The organism is Hymenobacter lutimineralis, from assembly GCF_008271285.1.
GTDB lineage: Bacteria > Bacteroidota > Bacteroidia > Cytophagales > Hymenobacteraceae > Hymenobacter > Hymenobacter lutimineralis.
The window spans coordinates 21,049-36,089 of sequence record NZ_VTHL01000028.1 but is presented as its reverse complement, the minus strand read 5'-3'; the positions used below and the strand labels follow the sequence as shown (position 1 = coordinate 36,089).

At 59.8% G+C, this 15,041-nt stretch carries 17 protein-coding genes; 14 read left to right on the top strand and 3 right to left on the bottom strand.

The genetic code is table 11. The features are described 5' to 3' along the window. Positions 1-288: 288 nt before the first annotated feature. From FY528_RS19245 to FY528_RS19230, 4 genes are all read left to right on the top strand, one after another. Complete coding sequence (locus FY528_RS19245; protein ID WP_149072656.1) at positions 289-1,311, top strand: ArdC family protein; 1,023 nt, start codon at positions 289-291, stop codon at positions 1,309-1,311. A gap of 97 nt (positions 1,312-1,408) precedes the next feature. Further along, positions 1,409-1,696, top strand: a complete 288-nt coding sequence (locus tag FY528_RS19240) for a hypothetical protein (protein ID WP_149072655.1) — start codon at positions 1,409-1,411, stop codon at positions 1,694-1,696. Positions 1,697-1,705: 9 nt separating this feature from the next. Then, positions 1,706-1,936 carry a hypothetical protein gene (locus FY528_RS19235; RefSeq protein WP_149072654.1) on the top strand — a complete coding sequence of 77 codons (231 nt, stop codon included), beginning with the start codon at positions 1,706-1,708 and terminating at the stop codon, positions 1,934-1,936. 63 nt (positions 1,937-1,999) lie between these two features. Beyond that, entirely contained in the window at positions 2,000-2,353 is a 354-nt protein-coding gene (locus FY528_RS19230; RefSeq protein WP_149072653.1) for a hypothetical protein, read from the top strand. 211 nt (positions 2,354-2,564) lie between these two features. Here the strand turns inward: FY528_RS19230 and FY528_RS19225 are convergent, their stop codons facing one another. Both FY528_RS19225 and FY528_RS19220 read right to left on the bottom strand, forming a co-directional pair. After that, positions 2,565-3,101: a hypothetical protein gene (locus FY528_RS19225; protein ID WP_149072652.1), complete on the bottom strand. Its 537-nt coding sequence runs from the start codon at positions 3,099-3,101 to the stop codon at positions 2,565-2,567. Further along, positions 3,101-3,880, bottom strand: a complete 780-nt coding sequence (locus FY528_RS19220) for a ParA family protein (RefSeq protein ID WP_149072651.1) — start codon at positions 3,878-3,880, stop codon at positions 3,101-3,103. Before FY528_RS19220 ends, FY528_RS19225 begins: the two co-directional genes overlap by 1 nt. 850 nt (positions 3,881-4,730) lie before the next feature. On the opposite strand from FY528_RS19220, the gene FY528_RS19215 reads away from it, so the two are divergent. The 10 genes from FY528_RS19215 to FY528_RS19170 all read left to right on the top strand — a co-directional run bounded on the left by FY528_RS19215 (position 4,731) and on the right by FY528_RS19170 (position 13,463). Beyond that, positions 4,731-5,249, top strand: coding sequence for a BfmA/BtgA family mobilization protein (locus tag FY528_RS19215; protein WP_149072650.1), 519 nt, complete (start codon positions 4,731-4,733; stop codon positions 5,247-5,249). Between the two features lie 14 nt (positions 5,250-5,263). Continuing rightward, positions 5,264-6,283 (top strand): DUF5712 family protein, encoded by a 1,020-nt coding sequence (locus FY528_RS19210; protein WP_149072649.1) that lies wholly within the window; start codon positions 5,264-5,266, stop codon positions 6,281-6,283. A gap of 53 nt (positions 6,284-6,336) precedes the next feature. Further along, positions 6,337-8,664 (top strand): TraM recognition domain-containing protein, encoded by a 2,328-nt coding sequence (locus FY528_RS19205; protein WP_149072648.1) that lies wholly within the window; start codon positions 6,337-6,339, stop codon positions 8,662-8,664. A 70-nt stretch (positions 8,665-8,734) separates the two neighbouring features. Continuing rightward, positions 8,735-9,004 (top strand): antitoxin VbhA family protein, encoded by a 270-nt coding sequence (locus tag FY528_RS19200; RefSeq protein ID WP_149072647.1) that lies wholly within the window; start codon positions 8,735-8,737, stop codon positions 9,002-9,004. After that, on the top strand, positions 9,004-10,413 hold the full coding sequence (locus tag FY528_RS19195; RefSeq protein WP_149072646.1) for a Fic/DOC family protein: 1,410 nt from the start codon (positions 9,004-9,006) through the stop codon (positions 10,411-10,413). Before FY528_RS19200 ends, FY528_RS19195 begins: the two co-directional genes overlap by 1 nt. A gap of 18 nt (positions 10,414-10,431) precedes the next feature. Further along, positions 10,432-10,647: a hypothetical protein gene (locus FY528_RS19190; protein ID WP_073288184.1), complete on the top strand. Its 216-nt coding sequence runs from the start codon at positions 10,432-10,434 to the stop codon at positions 10,645-10,647. 523 nt (positions 10,648-11,170) lie between these two features. Then, positions 11,171-12,205 carry a hypothetical protein gene (locus tag FY528_RS19185; RefSeq protein ID WP_149072645.1) on the top strand — a complete coding sequence of 345 codons (1,035 nt, stop codon included), beginning with the start codon at positions 11,171-11,173 and terminating at the stop codon, positions 12,203-12,205. A gap of 115 nt (positions 12,206-12,320) precedes the next feature. Further along, positions 12,321-12,557 (top strand): hypothetical protein, encoded by a 237-nt coding sequence (locus tag FY528_RS19180; protein ID WP_149072644.1) that lies wholly within the window; start codon positions 12,321-12,323, stop codon positions 12,555-12,557. 100 nt (positions 12,558-12,657) lie between these two features. Continuing rightward, positions 12,658-13,110, top strand: coding sequence for a hypothetical protein (locus FY528_RS19175; RefSeq protein ID WP_149072643.1), 453 nt, complete (start codon positions 12,658-12,660; stop codon positions 13,108-13,110). A gap of 8 nt (positions 13,111-13,118) precedes the next feature. Further along, positions 13,119-13,463 (top strand): hypothetical protein, encoded by a 345-nt coding sequence (locus FY528_RS19170; protein ID WP_149072642.1) that lies wholly within the window; start codon positions 13,119-13,121, stop codon positions 13,461-13,463. A gap of 183 nt (positions 13,464-13,646) precedes the next feature. Here FY528_RS19170 and FY528_RS19165 read toward each other — a convergent pair whose 3' ends face one another. After that, positions 13,647-15,038, bottom strand: coding sequence for an ISKra4 family transposase (locus FY528_RS19165; RefSeq protein ID WP_149072641.1), 1,392 nt, complete (start codon positions 15,036-15,038; stop codon positions 13,647-13,649). Positions 15,039-15,041 lie beyond the last annotated feature (3 nt).

Sequence of the window (15,041 nt, the reverse complement as noted above, 5' to 3'; positions counted from 1 at the left end):
CGCAGGCCGGCGGCTCCGCCTGATGGCCTCTCCCATTGAAAAGAGAGTCGGAGCTGGGAGCCAGCCGGCTGAAAAAGCCGCCCCGCTCCCAGCAGGGTGCACGTGAGCCTTCTGTTTCGTGACCAAGCAGAATTAGGGGCGGTGGGGAAAAAAGGCGGAGATAGAGAGGATTAAGTAAAAGAAATGACTTGCAATAAATACGAATAATAATTGTATAAAGTGCAACTAATAGCGCGTTGCTGTCGTTTAATAAGTATAACAAACGAACGGAACAACAGCCTTTTAGCCATGAAAAAGACCAGCAAGCCCGCCGCCAAGAAAGCCACCAAAGCAGCCGCAACCCGGCCCGACGTGTACCAGATTGTGACGGACCGGATTATTTCGGCGCTGGAAGGCGGTATCATTCCGTGGCGCAAGCCGTGGAACGCGGTGTATGGCCTCCCCCGCAACTACGCCACCGGCCGCGTGTACAGCGGAATCAACCTGTTCCTGCTGCATTTCAGCGGGGCCCTCCCCTTCTTCATGACGTTCAAGCAGGCGCTGGCGCTGGGCGGCAACGTGAGAAAAGGGGCCAAAGGCCATCAGGTAGTGTATTACAACATCAGCAAGCGCGAGAATAAGGAGACCGGCAAGGAAGAGAAAATGCCCTTCCTGAAGTATTACACCGTGTTTTCGGTGGAAGATATTGAGGGTATCGAGTTCAATCTGCCCGAAGTACCCAAGCAGGAGTTCACCCCCAGCGAAGTGGCCGAAGGCATCGTGGAGGCGTGGGACGGCAAGCCCGCCATTCAGCACCTGCACCAGCGGGCCTACTATTCGCCGGCGCTCGACTTTGTGAACATGCCCAAGCCGGAAACCTTCACCACGTCGGAGGGCTACTATCAGACCCTGTTTCATGAGCTGACGCACAGCACCGGCCACCAGAGCCGCCTCGACCGGGCCGACCTGACCGCCGGCGAGGGCAAACAAAGCAGCAGCTACGCCCGCGAGGAGCTGACCGCTGAAATGGGCGCATCCTTTCTGAGCGCGGCGGCCGGCATTGCGACCGAGCAGACCGAAGAGAACGCCGTGGCCTACATTCAGAACTGGCTGGAACGGTTGAAGAATGATAAGAAGCTTGTGGTACAGGCCGCCAGCAAAGCCCAGCGCGCCGCTGAGTTGATACTAGGAACGACGGCGGAGCCGGAGAGCGAGGCCGACGAGGTGCAGACCCCGGCAGCCGCGCCGGTAGCCAGCGCGCCGGCTGCGGTGCTCGACGACATCGACCGCGAGTTTATGGCCGCCGAGCTAAGCTGGCTGCAGCTCGCATAGCCCGCCGGGCGGGGCTGGCCGCTTGCGAGCGGCTAGCCCTAGCCTTAATCCTAGCCCTAGCCTTAATCCTAGCCCTAGCTCTAATTCTAGTCTGCTTATGAAAGCCAGTGAAGCCCCCACTATCCAGAGCCCAGCTTGGAACGAGTACCGCAGCCGGGTGATTGCCGCCGTTGCCGACGTAGAAAATCTGATGCGGCAGCTGGATAAAGGCATTAACAGCGAAGTGCTCGCCGAGGAGGTTGCCGAGCGCCTTGGGCTGGAGATTGACACGTCAGCCGCCTACGACTCCCTATTGAAGCTGGTGCGGGCAGTTCGACCCATTGCCTGCGAAGGCCTGCGTCGCACCAGCGAGCAGCACGGCGGGCAGTTCCAGCTAGCACTATAACCCCTAACGATGAGCAGTCCCCTAACCACCATCAGGCACGCTACCCGTGACGTGCAGCAGGCCCTTGCCAATAATTGCTGGTCGGTATTTCACCGCGCCGCCGCCACTGAGGCTGCGCCGGCGCCGGCGGCGTACCGCGTGAGCCAGGCCCGGACCCGGCGGGGCCAGTTTCAGGTTCGCTACCTGCAGACCGGAGAGTGGCACCAGGTAGCACCGGCCGACCTGCTTTTTCAACAGTAGCCCCCTCCCCTACCCCACCGGACCGTCCGCAGTCGGCCGACTTCTCCCCTTGCCCCTTGCTTTATGAATCGTTCCCCACAATCCGACCCGAGTACCACAGGTTTCCCCGCGCAGGAAGCGTACCTGGTCATTGAGCAAAAGCCGCGTGACAAAGCCGAAAGAAGCCGGCTGACAAAGCTTCGCCAGTACGTGCAGCATCACACGCACCAAACGGATTTGCGTGACCTCGCCCCGGCTGTGCGGGAATTGATGGGGCCGGGCTACCAGATTGGCTGCGGAAGCTCGCATATCTGGATTCTGCCGCTGGCTGGCAGTGATATGCCAGCAGTTCCCCAACGGCTGGCCATCGTAGCTGACCGACTCACAACGACTTTACAGGACTGGAATGGCCCCCGCGTCAGTACCCGGCCGCAGTAAAGAAGGATATGGCCGCTTAGCACTTTCCAGCAGCAAAAGTGCTGGTTCGCGCTAACTATTTCTTCCCCACTGCCCAAAAAACCAAGGGCAGCTCTGCTAGGAGTTGCCCTTGGTTGGCGTATCAGCCGCAAATGTGCTGCGACATTGGTAGAACAAGCGAGGGCCGGCGACCAAGCCGACTAATCATCCTTAACCAGTCCTGCCAAGTGAGCTAATTGACTGGGGGGAGCTTGCCCTGCTTGCGCAGGTGCGCCTCGTAGTGTCTGTGGGCCGCGTGCAGGTAGCCGATGATATTTGTCGGCATATCCGGCCCTTTAGGAAGCTGAACGATAATCTTGCGAATCTCCGACCACACAGATTCCGCAATCCGCACCCCTTTCAACTCGCCCGTTGGCTCCGGGCCCGCTGCTGCCGGCTTGCGGCCACGGGGACGGCGCTCAACCGGGGCCGCAGGCATGGAAGCAACTACGGCTTCCGCCACCGGCTGCTCAGCAGACGGCGCGGGCTCCGGTGCTGGCTCAACTGCTGCTACCGGCTCGGGCTTTGGTTCGGGTGCGGCGGGTACTACTGGGGCCGTTACCGCTTCTGCCGGGGCAGCCGCAGCCGGCGTAGTTGCCTTGCCTTCGGCTTCCAGGCGGGTTTGCTCCCCTCCCATTCCGGCGCGGGCTTCGGCGCGCAAGGTCTCATCAACCGGGATACGCTTCCGGGGGCCTTCAATTTTCGCTTTTACAAAGGGAGACTTTGCCATTACTTGATTTCGGTTGGGTTGGTATCGGTCGTTTCTTCTAGCTCAACGCCAACATCGGCTTTGCGCCGGGGCAGGTCCAGCTTTTCTATCAGCTCGTCGCATACGCGCCGGATTTCCTCCGAGCTATCCTTGGTGCCCCCGGCGTAGTTGCGGTAGGCCGGGGTCAGCAGGCTGTGCAGCGTGGAGGCGCGGCTGTACACCATGCGGTGGCTCAGGTAGGACTGGAAGCGCGAGAGGCCCAGCTCGTCAATGTAATCGTCCATCTCCTTTTCCTCCCGTCGGCCGCTGATGCGCTTCGTGGCCAAGCCGAAATACTGGAAATCCACCTCGGCCTTATCAGCCGCCTTCTTCAGCGCTTCGAGGATGCCCATAAACTCGGCCGTGGAAGCGCGGTCCAGGTAATCCGATACCAGCGGCACTATTACCGCGTCGCAGCCCGTGAGGGCGTTGAAAACGTCTTCCCCGTCGGCCCGGCCGGGAATGTCGATGATGATAAGGTCGTAGTCGTTTTCCGGATTGTCGATGAAGTCAAAGATGCTCTTCAGCGACATGGGAAACACGTCGTAGGGGTAATTCGCCGCCGGGTCTGACTCACGCAGGATAGCCAGGCTGGGCTCGTCCAGCTGCTTGCGGGTTTTGACGATGCTCTGCTGGTAGTCACAATCTAGGATGGCGATTTTCAGTCCGTACTCGATAGCCAGAGGAGCCGCGAGGACGAGGGCCAGGGTTGACTTGCCCGAGCCCCCCTTTTGGGTAGCAAAGCTGATGACTTTTGACATGGGGTTACTGGTTAAGGTAAGCTAGCGCTGATGCCCCAGATGGTCAGGCCCGGGGAAAGCAAATGTAAGCGGAAATGTCGCAAAGTAGTAAAGTCGCATTGTCGCAAAGTTGTGTAGTCGTAAAATGACTAAGTAGTAAAAGCAATAAATTGTAAAGTCGTATTAGCTACAAGTAGTAAAATTGCGTTGTAGTAAAGTAGTAATGTTGTAGAACGATAAGGATGCCGCATTAGCACTCTCATGCATTATGCGTGTAGTAAAGTCGCATTGTAGTAAAGTAGTAACACGTCGATTGAGTCAGCTTACTAGCGTAGTAAAGTAGTAATGTCGTAAAGTAGTAAGATAAGCTCTGACAGGCAATGTTGAGCTTAGCGACAACGACAGCTGTCCTATGTTGGTTAAAGTTGTAAAGTAGTAATGTCGTAAAGTAGTAATAGATGTTAAAAAGCTCTTGCGGGCTAATGAGCGCGGGAAAGGATAGCAGCTACACCTGGTGCCCAGATAAACAGCAGCTAAGACGACGCAGTGCGGTAAGTGCAGGAGAGGGGTTGCGGTAGGAACAGGTAAGGATACAGCAGCAGGCTGGGGTAGCGATAGATAAGGGCTAACCCAATGCCACTCGTAATACGTACTCGTAGTTCTGAAATAGTTCTCAAATAATTCTGAAAGCCCTCTTGAATGTAGTGTAGGTAGTCTTAGCAAGAAGAGTATCACATACAGGGTGCTAAGCACCTGTAAGCGTGATACTTGTATTTAAGCAGAGCTTAAATTTATAGGTTTGTTAAGATAACTAGCTGATTTGCAGGTTAAAAATAACCTAAAGAGGGCGGGCAGAAGATTGATTCTACCTATGCCAGCCAACCCCGCTACGAAGAGCGTCAACGTACCTGCAGCCACTCATTTTCTGCTGAGCAAAGAGGCCAAGCGGCTGCAGATAAGCCAGGCTGATTACACCGGTGCGGCCGTGCGCTACTTCGCGGAGCGCGGGCTACACCCGGTGGAGGATGTGGCCCGCGAAGGCCAGTTGATTATGCAGCAGGTAAAGAAGCTCGGGGACCGGGTATTTGGGTATCTGCAGGAGCAGGAGCGTAGTCTGCTGCTACCGATGTTGGAGGAAATGCTTCGTAGCCGGGTGACGCTGGAGCGCGTGCTGCGCATGAATGAAATCCTGGTAAACAACCTGACCCAGCAGCTAAGCGGCCTTAGTGAGGCGCAGCTAAACGAGCAGCGGGAGGGGTTAAAGCAGCTACGGGCACAGAACGAAGATATGATTGAGCGGCAGGCGAAAGAGGCAATAGCTGCCGCTCAACAGGCGGGCGCAGGCAGAATAAATGATGGCAATACGGTGGCAAAAGCAGTCAAGAATTAAGCGCGTAGCCACCGATGTATATCAAGCTAATCAACCCCGCGACGCACGGAAAAGCGGCTTACAGCAATAGCGGAAGCAGCGCGCAAACGCTCAATTATCTGAAGCAGGAAGCCGGACGCGATGGAGAGGAAGCCACGTTTTTCGGGGCTGACCGCGACGACCTCAGCGCGGCCGAGGTGGGGCAGAACATCGATTCCAACGTGAAGGGACTGCGGGCCGGCGAGGCCAAATTCTACTCCCTGGTGATTAGCCCCAGCGAGGCCGAACTGACGCATATTGGCAACGACGAGGCCAAGCTGAAAGACTATACCCGGCAGGTGATGGCGCAGTACGCCGCCAACTTCAAGCTGAAGGATGGACGGGAGCTAGGCAGCCAGGACCTGGTGTGGGGAGCCACGCTGCACCAGCAGCGCAGCTACCGGGGCACCCACCCGGAAGTAAGTACTGGCCAGGCCAAGATAGGCGAGCAGCGGCCGGGTTTGCAGACGCACATTCACGTCATCGTGAGTGCCCGCGACGCGCAGCAGAGAATCACGCTCAACCCCGGCGGACGCCGTAGCCGCTTCGACCTGATGCAGTGGCAGGCGGCGGCCGGGCGGCAGTTTGAAAAGCAGTTTGGCTACACGGCCCAGGCGCACGAAAAGCTACGACCCAAGCAGCGCGATGGTAGCCGGGATGCCGGCCGGGCAGTCAGGATTGGGGAGCGGGTGGCCGCCCTCAACCTGCGCGTGCTGAAGGAAGAGCGCCTGGACCCGCAGCGGGTCCAGCAGATTGCCCAGGGCCGCGAGTATGACAAAACGTTTTACCGCTCCCTGGCTACCGTCGAGCGGCGGGCGCAGCAGGGCCAGCCCATTGATAACGCCTATTATCTGCTGAGCACGGGCCGCGAGCAGCCGGCACCGCAGCACGCGGCCAGCACCATGCTTCATGCCGTGCAGCAGGCGGTGCGCTCCAACACGGGCCGCGAGAAAAAGACCGAACACCTCAGTGAGAAAAGGGGGCGCAACAGCGCGGAGCTGGACATTGAAATGTAGCGTGCCCTCTCGCCCCGTCATCATCCTACCCACCTAAATCAGCTTTCAAGCCTATGACCAGTCAAGCACCCCGGCCGGCGGCCGGTACCCAGGGCGCGGGCCTCTTTATCGTCCTGCTGCTGCTGGCCATTATCGGCGGCGACTACTACGTGCTCCTGCATGGCCCCGAGATTGCCGAGGCCTGCCGGGCGCAGCTCATCCAGGCGGCCGGCATACCAGCGGACAGCCTGACGCCCAAAGAGCGGCTGGCGGCTACCACGGCGCGCATTGCCGAGCGGCAGCGCCAGGCCCGCATTGCCAAGGCCGAAGCCGCTGCCCGCCCAGTGGTAGGGGAGGGGGCAGCTAGCGGCGCGGTGGCCATAACGCACTCCACCGACCAAGCGCTTACTAAGACCAAAGGCGGGACTGACGCGCTGGCCAAAGCCGGCAGCGGTATGGGCAGCAAGCTGCTGGTAAAAGCTGCCCGATTCTACGGCGCGGCTGGGGTGTACCTGCGGGCGCTGCTGCTGCTGGCCGGGCTGGTGCTTGTATTCGTGCAGAAAGCCCCGCAGGCGAGGCCCGGGCAGGCTAGGCGCAACGTCATCAACCGGCAGTCCCTGCGTGTCGTGGCGGGCCTGTGCGGGGCTTTATTCCTGGCAGCGGGCTACGTGCTGCTGAACATGCACCACTACTCGCCGGGCTTTATCGAGTTTGGCTATCCGGGAGCCGCCGTGGCCGTGCTGGGCAGTGGGGGAGTAGTGGGGCTGCTGTGGGCCATGACTAAAAAGCCGGCTTTCGGGCTGAGCACCGAGCGCCGGAAGGTGAAAAGCCCCGATGCCGTACACTTCCCCACGGCGGACGGCGGCTGGATTACCGTGGCCAACCCGTACCGGGGCACGCTGGTACTGGGCGGTGCGGGTGCGGGCAAGACCTACTCGATAGGGGAGCCGCTGATTGAGCAGTTTGCCTACCAGAACTTCGCCGGGCTGGTGTACGACTTCAAGTTTCCGGTATTGGCCGAGGCGATGCAGAAAGCTTTGGTACTGGCCGAGCGCCGCAAGGAGCGCGAGCAGCAGCAGGCTGCCAGCTACGCGGCCAGCTTTCAGGGGCGGCTGCAGGCCTGGCTGACGGGCCTGTTCAGCAAGCCCGAGCCGCAGCCGGCGGCGGAGCCGCCCGTACAGCTACACATCATCAACTTCCGGGACCTGACGCGCAGCGAGCGGGTGAATCCACTGCGGCCGGCGGATATGCCAGTGGTGGCCTTCGCCGAGGAGTACAGCAAGGCCATCATCAACAACCTGAACCCATCGAGCATCCGCAAGATGGAGTTCTTCGACACCAGCTCCGTGGCCTACCTGACCGGCATTATCTGGTTTTACAAGAAGCACTACCCGCAGTACTGCACTATTCCGCACGTGGTGGCCACGGCCATGTACAAGGACTACACCCACGTCCTGAGCATGCTGGAAACCGATTTAGAGTGCGGCGACCAGGCCCGGAGCCTTATCTCGGCGGTGCAGACCCGCGCTGACAAGCAGGTGGGCGCGGTGCTGGGCACTCTGCAGGTGAACCTGACCAAGATTAACAGCCCCGAGGTGGTGTGGGTGCTGACCCCGGACGAGGCAAACGGCGAGGGCTTTTCGCTCGACCTGAACGATAAGCAGCGTCCCAAGCTGCTGTGCATCGGCAACGACCCGACGCTGAAGGATACGTTTTCGCCGGTGGTCAGCTGCGTGATTACGGTGGCGCTCAAGCTGATGAACCAGCAGAATAAGCACCGTAGCTACGTGTTTCTCGATGAAGCCGCGACGCTCTACGTGCCGGGACTGGAGGTGATTCCGGCCACGGCCCGCAGCAACAAGGTGGCGATGGTGTACATGACCCAGGACCTGAGCCAGATGACGGACGCCTACGGCAAGGAGAAGATGCAGGTGATGGTGAGCAACCTCAACAACCAGTTTTTCGGCAAGGTGAACTCGCTGGAAACGGCCAAGTTCATTTCCGAGCTGGTGGGCCGCGAAGACAAGGAGATGGTAAGCACGAGCACCGGCACCAGCCAGGGTAGCGGGGCGCGCAATAACTCCACCAACCAGAGCACGAGCTACCAGGAGCGTAGCTTGGTGCGGGTGCAGGATACCATTGGCCTGCAGCAGGGCGAGTTTATCGGCCAGACAGTGGAAACCGGCAGCACCTTTTTCCAGGGCACCATTGCCCGGGCCGACGTTACGCCCGAGCGGTTTCCCCTGCACCAGATGGTGAGCTTTGGCGGCATGGGGGAAGACCCGGTCAGCGCCCTTTCGCGCACGGTGCAGGAGAACTTTCTGCGGGTGCGCCAGGAGGTGAAAGAAACCTTGGCCAAGCATGTAAACACCTTAGCAGCAGGGACAAAAACAGAGGCCTAAAACCGCTTAAAAGCGACAAATAAGGCCGTTTTAGCGTTCTACTAGTACCACCTTCTATTTCCGAAAAGCCATGAGCAAGACCTTCTTTGCGCCCGCCCCGGCCGGCCTCACTGCCGAAGAGCTAGCCGCCCGCCAGCAGCGCGAGCACGACAGCAACAACGCCATTGCCACGATGATGAGCAACGGCCCCGCGCCCAGCCCGGAGGCTCTGGCCCTGATGCAGCGCCACGTCGACGGCGAGCTTACCATTGAGCAGGTCATTGAGCTAACCGATGAGATGCTCAGGGCCCGCTACGCGGCTAAGCCCGGAGCCGGCACGCCCACCAGCCCGGCGCAGTAATGGCGGTGCTCAATGACCGGTTCAGCGACGAGAACGGCGTGCGGCTGAACAAGCTCGGAATTACCAACAAAGAGGATTTGGCGCAGGCTGAGTCCGATTCCTCCATTCCGCGCCTGAAGCTGCTCAATATGCAGGGCGGCATTCAGGGCGGGAAGTACGACCAGGCCCACCTGAAGCAGGTGCACGAGCGGCTGTTCAGCGGCGTGTACCAGTGGGCCGGCGAGACCCGGGCCGACCGCGAGTTTCAGGGCCACAAGGATACCCGCGTCACCGGCTTCCGCGAAACCATGACTTACGCGCCCCACAAGGAAATACCTGAGCGGCTGGATGCTATCGGGGCGCAGCTTAACCGCGAGAACAACCTGAAAGGCCTCTCGGCCGATAAGTTTGCCGAGCGGGCCGCTTACTACCTCGACCAGTACAACCACGCCCACGCCTTCCGTGACGGCAACGGCCGCACCATCCAGGCCACTTTCACCCAGCTGGGCAAGGAAGCTGGCTACGACGTGGACTTCAACCGGGCCAGCCCGGAGATTCTAAACCGCAGCCGCGACTTAGCCATCGTGCGACAGTACCCGCCCGCCGAGGCGGCGAAGAATCTGCAGCCCCTGAAAGAGATGTTTCAGAAAATTATCACCCCAACCCCGGGGGCGATAGGGGAGAAGTTGCGCGACCCCCGCCAGGCCGTGACCCCCACTCCGGAACTGAGCCCGGCCATGAAGGCAATGGATGCGCGGCGTGAGCTGGAGGTGACCGGCTACCGCGTGGCCAGCGTGGTGGCCAACATGCCCGGTCCCGGCAACCGGGAGCAGGGCATCCGGCTGGGGCAGCAGGTAGAGGCCGTAAACCTGGACCCCAAGGCTATTCAGGGCAAAAGCATCACCGAGTTTCAGCAGGCGGCCGATAAGATTCTCAAGCACCCGGCCATGAAGGATACCCCGCTCGACCTGGCCGACGCCCAGCGCCTGAAAGCCGCTTCGGTGCAGGTGCTGCAGCTTGCCGAAGGCAAGGAACTGGTAGCGCCGTCAGCACAGCGGCAGCCCGCGGCTTCGGCAGCAAGGAGCAGCAGCCAGCCGGTGCTTGCTGCCCCCAAGACACACGCCGAGGCCCAGCCCGTGTTTGCCACTGCCGCCCACGAGGTGGCCAAGGCGCTGGAAGCCCACGGCCAGGCTGCCGCCGGGGCCGGCCTGCGCGAAGTGGCGAAGGACGTAGCGCGTAATCCGGTAATTGTCGGCCCCAACGCGGAGAGCTTCCGCCGGTCGCTTGACGCGGCCGAGAAGCTGCCGGGGCTGGGCAGCAGCAAACATCTGGAAGACTTGCGCAGTTCCGCCCAGGTACTGACCACCGCCCCGGTGCAGGAGCGCGGCAGTTCCGGCATCGGTCATAGCAGCGGTGGCATCGAACGGTAAGCCTCGTACCTTGCTGCTATGCAGGACGACGAACTACACTTTCTGGAAGAGCAACTGGCCGGCACCGAGCTACTGGCTTGCGTGACGTGCGGAGAGGATACGCTGCACGCCCACTTGGAAGTGCTGGAAGTTTACCCCGTAGGAACGGAGCTGCTGATGCAATGCACCCACTGCCAAACCGAGCGGAAGTGGATGGACTGGACGCCGACCAAGCCGAAAGGTCAGGAGAACTAAGGGAAGCAGAGGAAGTATGACATTTATGTTGTAAATTCTAGGTGTACCTCTTCACTCTGTTGCCATGTCAACCGCATACTACCCGCTTCTACACCTACTCCACGAACACGTTCCCGTTACTTTCACCCTGAATATGTTCGGCAATCATTGCCATGTATTCAGGGGGCAAACCGAGCTTGGCCATGTGGGCCTCTCTGACGAAGACGTGCGCCGTATCAAAGCCCACGCGTGGGGTAACACGCACCCCTTCACTCCCGGAATCCCCATTGAGCGGCTCATCAGCATCTTAGCCCCAGCCACGTCTTAGCGTAGTAGAATCTCTCCTTGTAGCACAGAGCTACCAAAAGCCTTTTCGGTCACGCGGCCGGAAAGGCTTTTGGGTTTTTGCATGGCAATCAGAGACACCACAAGACAAGAAGTATTAGTATAAAATACGAATATAAATTGTATAAAATGCAACTAAGGAAAGGGGGCGAATGTTGACCATTTAGAATCAACAACCACTCTAAACATCCTCTAAAGCATGGAAAACACCCATCTTGCCAGCTATCATTTTGAAGTTCTCCGCCAGTATGGGGACAGCTTCCCGGCGGTGCTGTTCGCTACCGTAGCTGAAGCAGCAGCTTATTGCCCCGTAGAGTTGAGCGGCTACTTCAACCGCACCGACGATAGGGCCGAGGCGGCTTCGGTGGCGGCAGGCCAGCAGGTGCGGTTTCGTGGCCCACAGGGCCTGCGCTGGGTGAAAGGTCTAATTCACCCGGTACCGGCCGGAACCGCGCCGGCGCGCTTTAATCCCGGACAGGCCGTGCGTCTTTTTGGGGTAGAGCAGCCGCTGACGGTAGCGGCCCGCGGCTTTGTTCAGGGAGCTTGGCACTACCAGTTCAAGGATGATTCCGGGCCAGTGGCGGAGGCATTGCTGTTTGGGGTGGACGACGAGCCTACCCCACCAGCGGCAGCAGCCGTGGCGGCTGAACCGCTTTTATTCAGCCTGCACAGCAGCCAGATATTGGCCAGTGACGAACAGGGGCAGCCGTTCTGGAAGCCCTTACCGCCGCGCCTGTTTGTGCAGGTGCAGGCCGGGCAGCTTGACCAATCGCGCATCGTGGCGCTGTGTGGTACTACCGGCAAACGGTTTCTGACCCATGCCTACGAGCACGGCTCTTTTCAGCTCGCGGACGGGCAGCGGCTGGCCAGCGTGAAGGCCCTGGGCGAGTACTTCGCCCGCCAGCACCGCGCCATGCTCCCGGCCGAGGGGGCGGCCATGCTGCTGGGAGTCGACGGCAGTATCCAGGAAGTGCGACCCGTGAAGGGTCGGACGTTCAAGCTTGCGCAGCTGTATGCGGCCTTAGAATGCGACTACATCGACGTGCATCATCCCCAGCACGGGGCTTACCAGGACTGGATTATGGTCTTCGACGACGAGGGCAAATTCAAGGAACGCCCCATTAACCCGCTGGCCACGGCCCTGTGGTACGAAACCTATCCGCTTGACCAGTACTCCCCCGTGGATGTGGTGGCCGGTCCGGTCCTGCTCATGCGGTCTGAGATGATGAGGTAATGCTCGCAGCATCCCGGTTGGCCAGTGGCCGGCCGGGATGTTTTGCAAATAGGCCGCTTTCCACTGGCTTCGCAGTAAGTGCAATTATACTTCGTACATTGTGCATAGAATAGCTATGGCTGTTTCCGTTCCTATCGACCACTTCACAACTGACCCGCTACCGCTGGAAAAAGCCAGGGCCTGGCTAGCACTCGTTCTCAACCACCCGGCCTTCTCTATTGAGCGACGGCAGAAGGCGGGCCAGCTGATGGCCGCCACGTCGGATGCCTGGCAGGTCTGCCGGTGGGCAGTGCTGGCGCTAGTGGAAAGCGAGCGGTGGGAGGATGCAATGCTGAGCCGCGAGGAAGCGTAGCAGGGCAGCCGTTCAACTTTCCCGCGCTGCTGCCACTAACACCGCGCCTGTACGTAAGCCGAGCCTACTGCCTGAATTACCATCCCTGACCCCTCTACTATTGGAAAACCTGCTTCGCATCCCCGGTATTCAACAAGCCGAACCATTCTACTTCTTTGATGACCAGGCCCAGTCCGCCCGGTGTGAGGTGCTGGTTCACCCGGCCCACGGGTGGGCCATTGTCCTTGACCTGCCCCAGTTCTTCTGGGACCGTATTGCGTTGGGCGTTGTGGACTTGGCCGGCAAGCTCTGTGAGCAGTACGCCATTGCTCCGCCGACGCTGGTAATGCTGGTGCGTTATGCTGCCCCGTATGACGACCGCTACTACCTGCTGCGATTCGTGCACGGTGACGAGAGCATATTCGGAGGGTTCACCTTTATCGGCCCCATGCGCGAGCTACTCGAACCGGAGCAGGTAGAAGAGTTGCTAGCCCAGGTGCGAGCCGGCGAGCCGCCCCAACGCTCATTCCGCGCCATTAAAAACCCTTTGCTTCCCCTCCCCAGCAGAAAGTAGCCTTTCCCATGACACGCCACCTCATCTCCGTCCAGGCGCAGGCTGCCACCGTCACGGCCAGCACCCTCGCCGAACTGCTGCGGCAGACTGGCACCAAGATTATGCAACTCACGGAGGGCTTGGATATCAACCACCGCACGGCCCAGCGCCGCATCAAGGAGCCCGAGACCCTGACAATAAAGGAACTGCTGGCGCTGTCTGCGCTGCTAAGAGTGCCCGAGCAGCAGCTTATCGACCTCATCCGCGACGAGTATCAGAACCGGCCGGCGGAGCCGAGTGGGGACGCAAGCGAGGAGCCTTCGCAATCTACTGAGGCCAAGAAAAAACCATCCAAAAAGGCCTCAAAATCCTGATTCAGCCAGTTGTAGAAACAAGCTATGCCCAGCTACAAGACATCCGTAATTACACTTCCCGCCAGTGAAAGGCGCATTTAATCGAAAGGCAGCTTATCCACTCAAGACCTGCTCTCTACAAGTAGTCCATAATGCCCAGGAGGGCGCTAATAGGAGAGCATCAAAAAGTGTGGGGCAGTGGGGCTAAGCGGCCATCTGCATCGGTTCCGCTGGCACTGACCGGAAGCCGGGATACTGCTGCCGAAAACAGTCTTCCCAGTCCTCGTTGAGCACCTTGGTGCGGGCCTGTACGAGCAGATGCGCGCCCTTTTTGGTCCACTGCATCTGCTGTCGCTTTACCATTCTCTTGGCCAGCACTTGGTTCACCGCCGACTCCACAAAGCCCGTAGACACCCGTTCGCCGTAGTGATGGCGCTCCGAGTAATCCACGATGAAGCCGCTGTTTTGCTCCACATAGGTGTGAAAATCAGCCAGTAGCCGGGTCAATGGCTTGCACTTGCTGTATTTCTTGGCCACCAGCGGGTCGTCTTGGTGCGTGGTCAGGATATCGTCCAAGTCCAGTATTTTTTCCAGGGCCCGCTCGGCGTTGCCGTGCCAGAGGTGCCATTTGATGCTAGTCAAGCCATCTTGCAGCGCTTTTCCCCCGGCCGCGTCGACCTGAGCAAAGCCCAGCGCGTACTGCTGCAGCACCGTCAGGCGCATGGTCAGGTGAAACCAGTCCAGGATGTGGGTGGACTCCGCACTCAGGTAGCTGGTCAGCGACCGCAGCACCGCGGCGCCGTCCGTGAAAAATTCCACTGCTTGATTGGCCTGCAGCCCCTGCGAACGCAGCACCTCGAAGACCCGTCGGCGCGGCTTGGCATCGACCTCCTGCACGAAACCGAAGCATTTGGCGGCCCCTTCGGCGGGAATGCTTTTGCCCGCAATCACCTCGAAACAGCCTTTTTTATGCCAGTGCCGGACGTAGCCACCGTCGAGGCCGACCACCAGCGGGCGGGACGGGCACGGCAAGGCCTCGCGGTCGCGCTGGCAAACGCCGTGAAAAGGAGCCACTTCCTGCGGCAGCTGCCGTTCTTGCGCCTCGACCACGGCGTGCAGGTGCTGCTGGATGGTCGTGCCTGTGAGCTTCGCACTCACGGGCAGCACGTCGTGCAGCAAATCGGCCGTTTTCTGGTAAGGAATCAGGCTGGCCCACTTGGTTTCCAGGTACAACAACTCCGGCGTCACGTGCTGCGGAAACAGGTGCTGCAGGGGACTGAAGGTCTTCGGTCCGGCCTCGGTGGGCGGCAAGTAATAGCGCGGGCTATCGACCGTTACGTTGCCGAATAAGGTTTTCAACTGGAGCGGGTAGCTGCCTTTCTTGCGCAACCCACTGGGCTGGTGCGCCTGCAGGTGGGTCGCTATCTGCTGCCCAATCATCGTTTGCTGAATGCGCTGCAGCAGCTTCTTCGATTCGGCCAGCGTTAGGCCCACGCTGGCTAAGCTCAAGTCCTCCCGGCTCCAGGTAAATACGTCTTCGAGCAGGGGCTCTTCGCCTTCCGACAGGCACGCCACCAGTTGTAGTTTGAAGTTCATGAC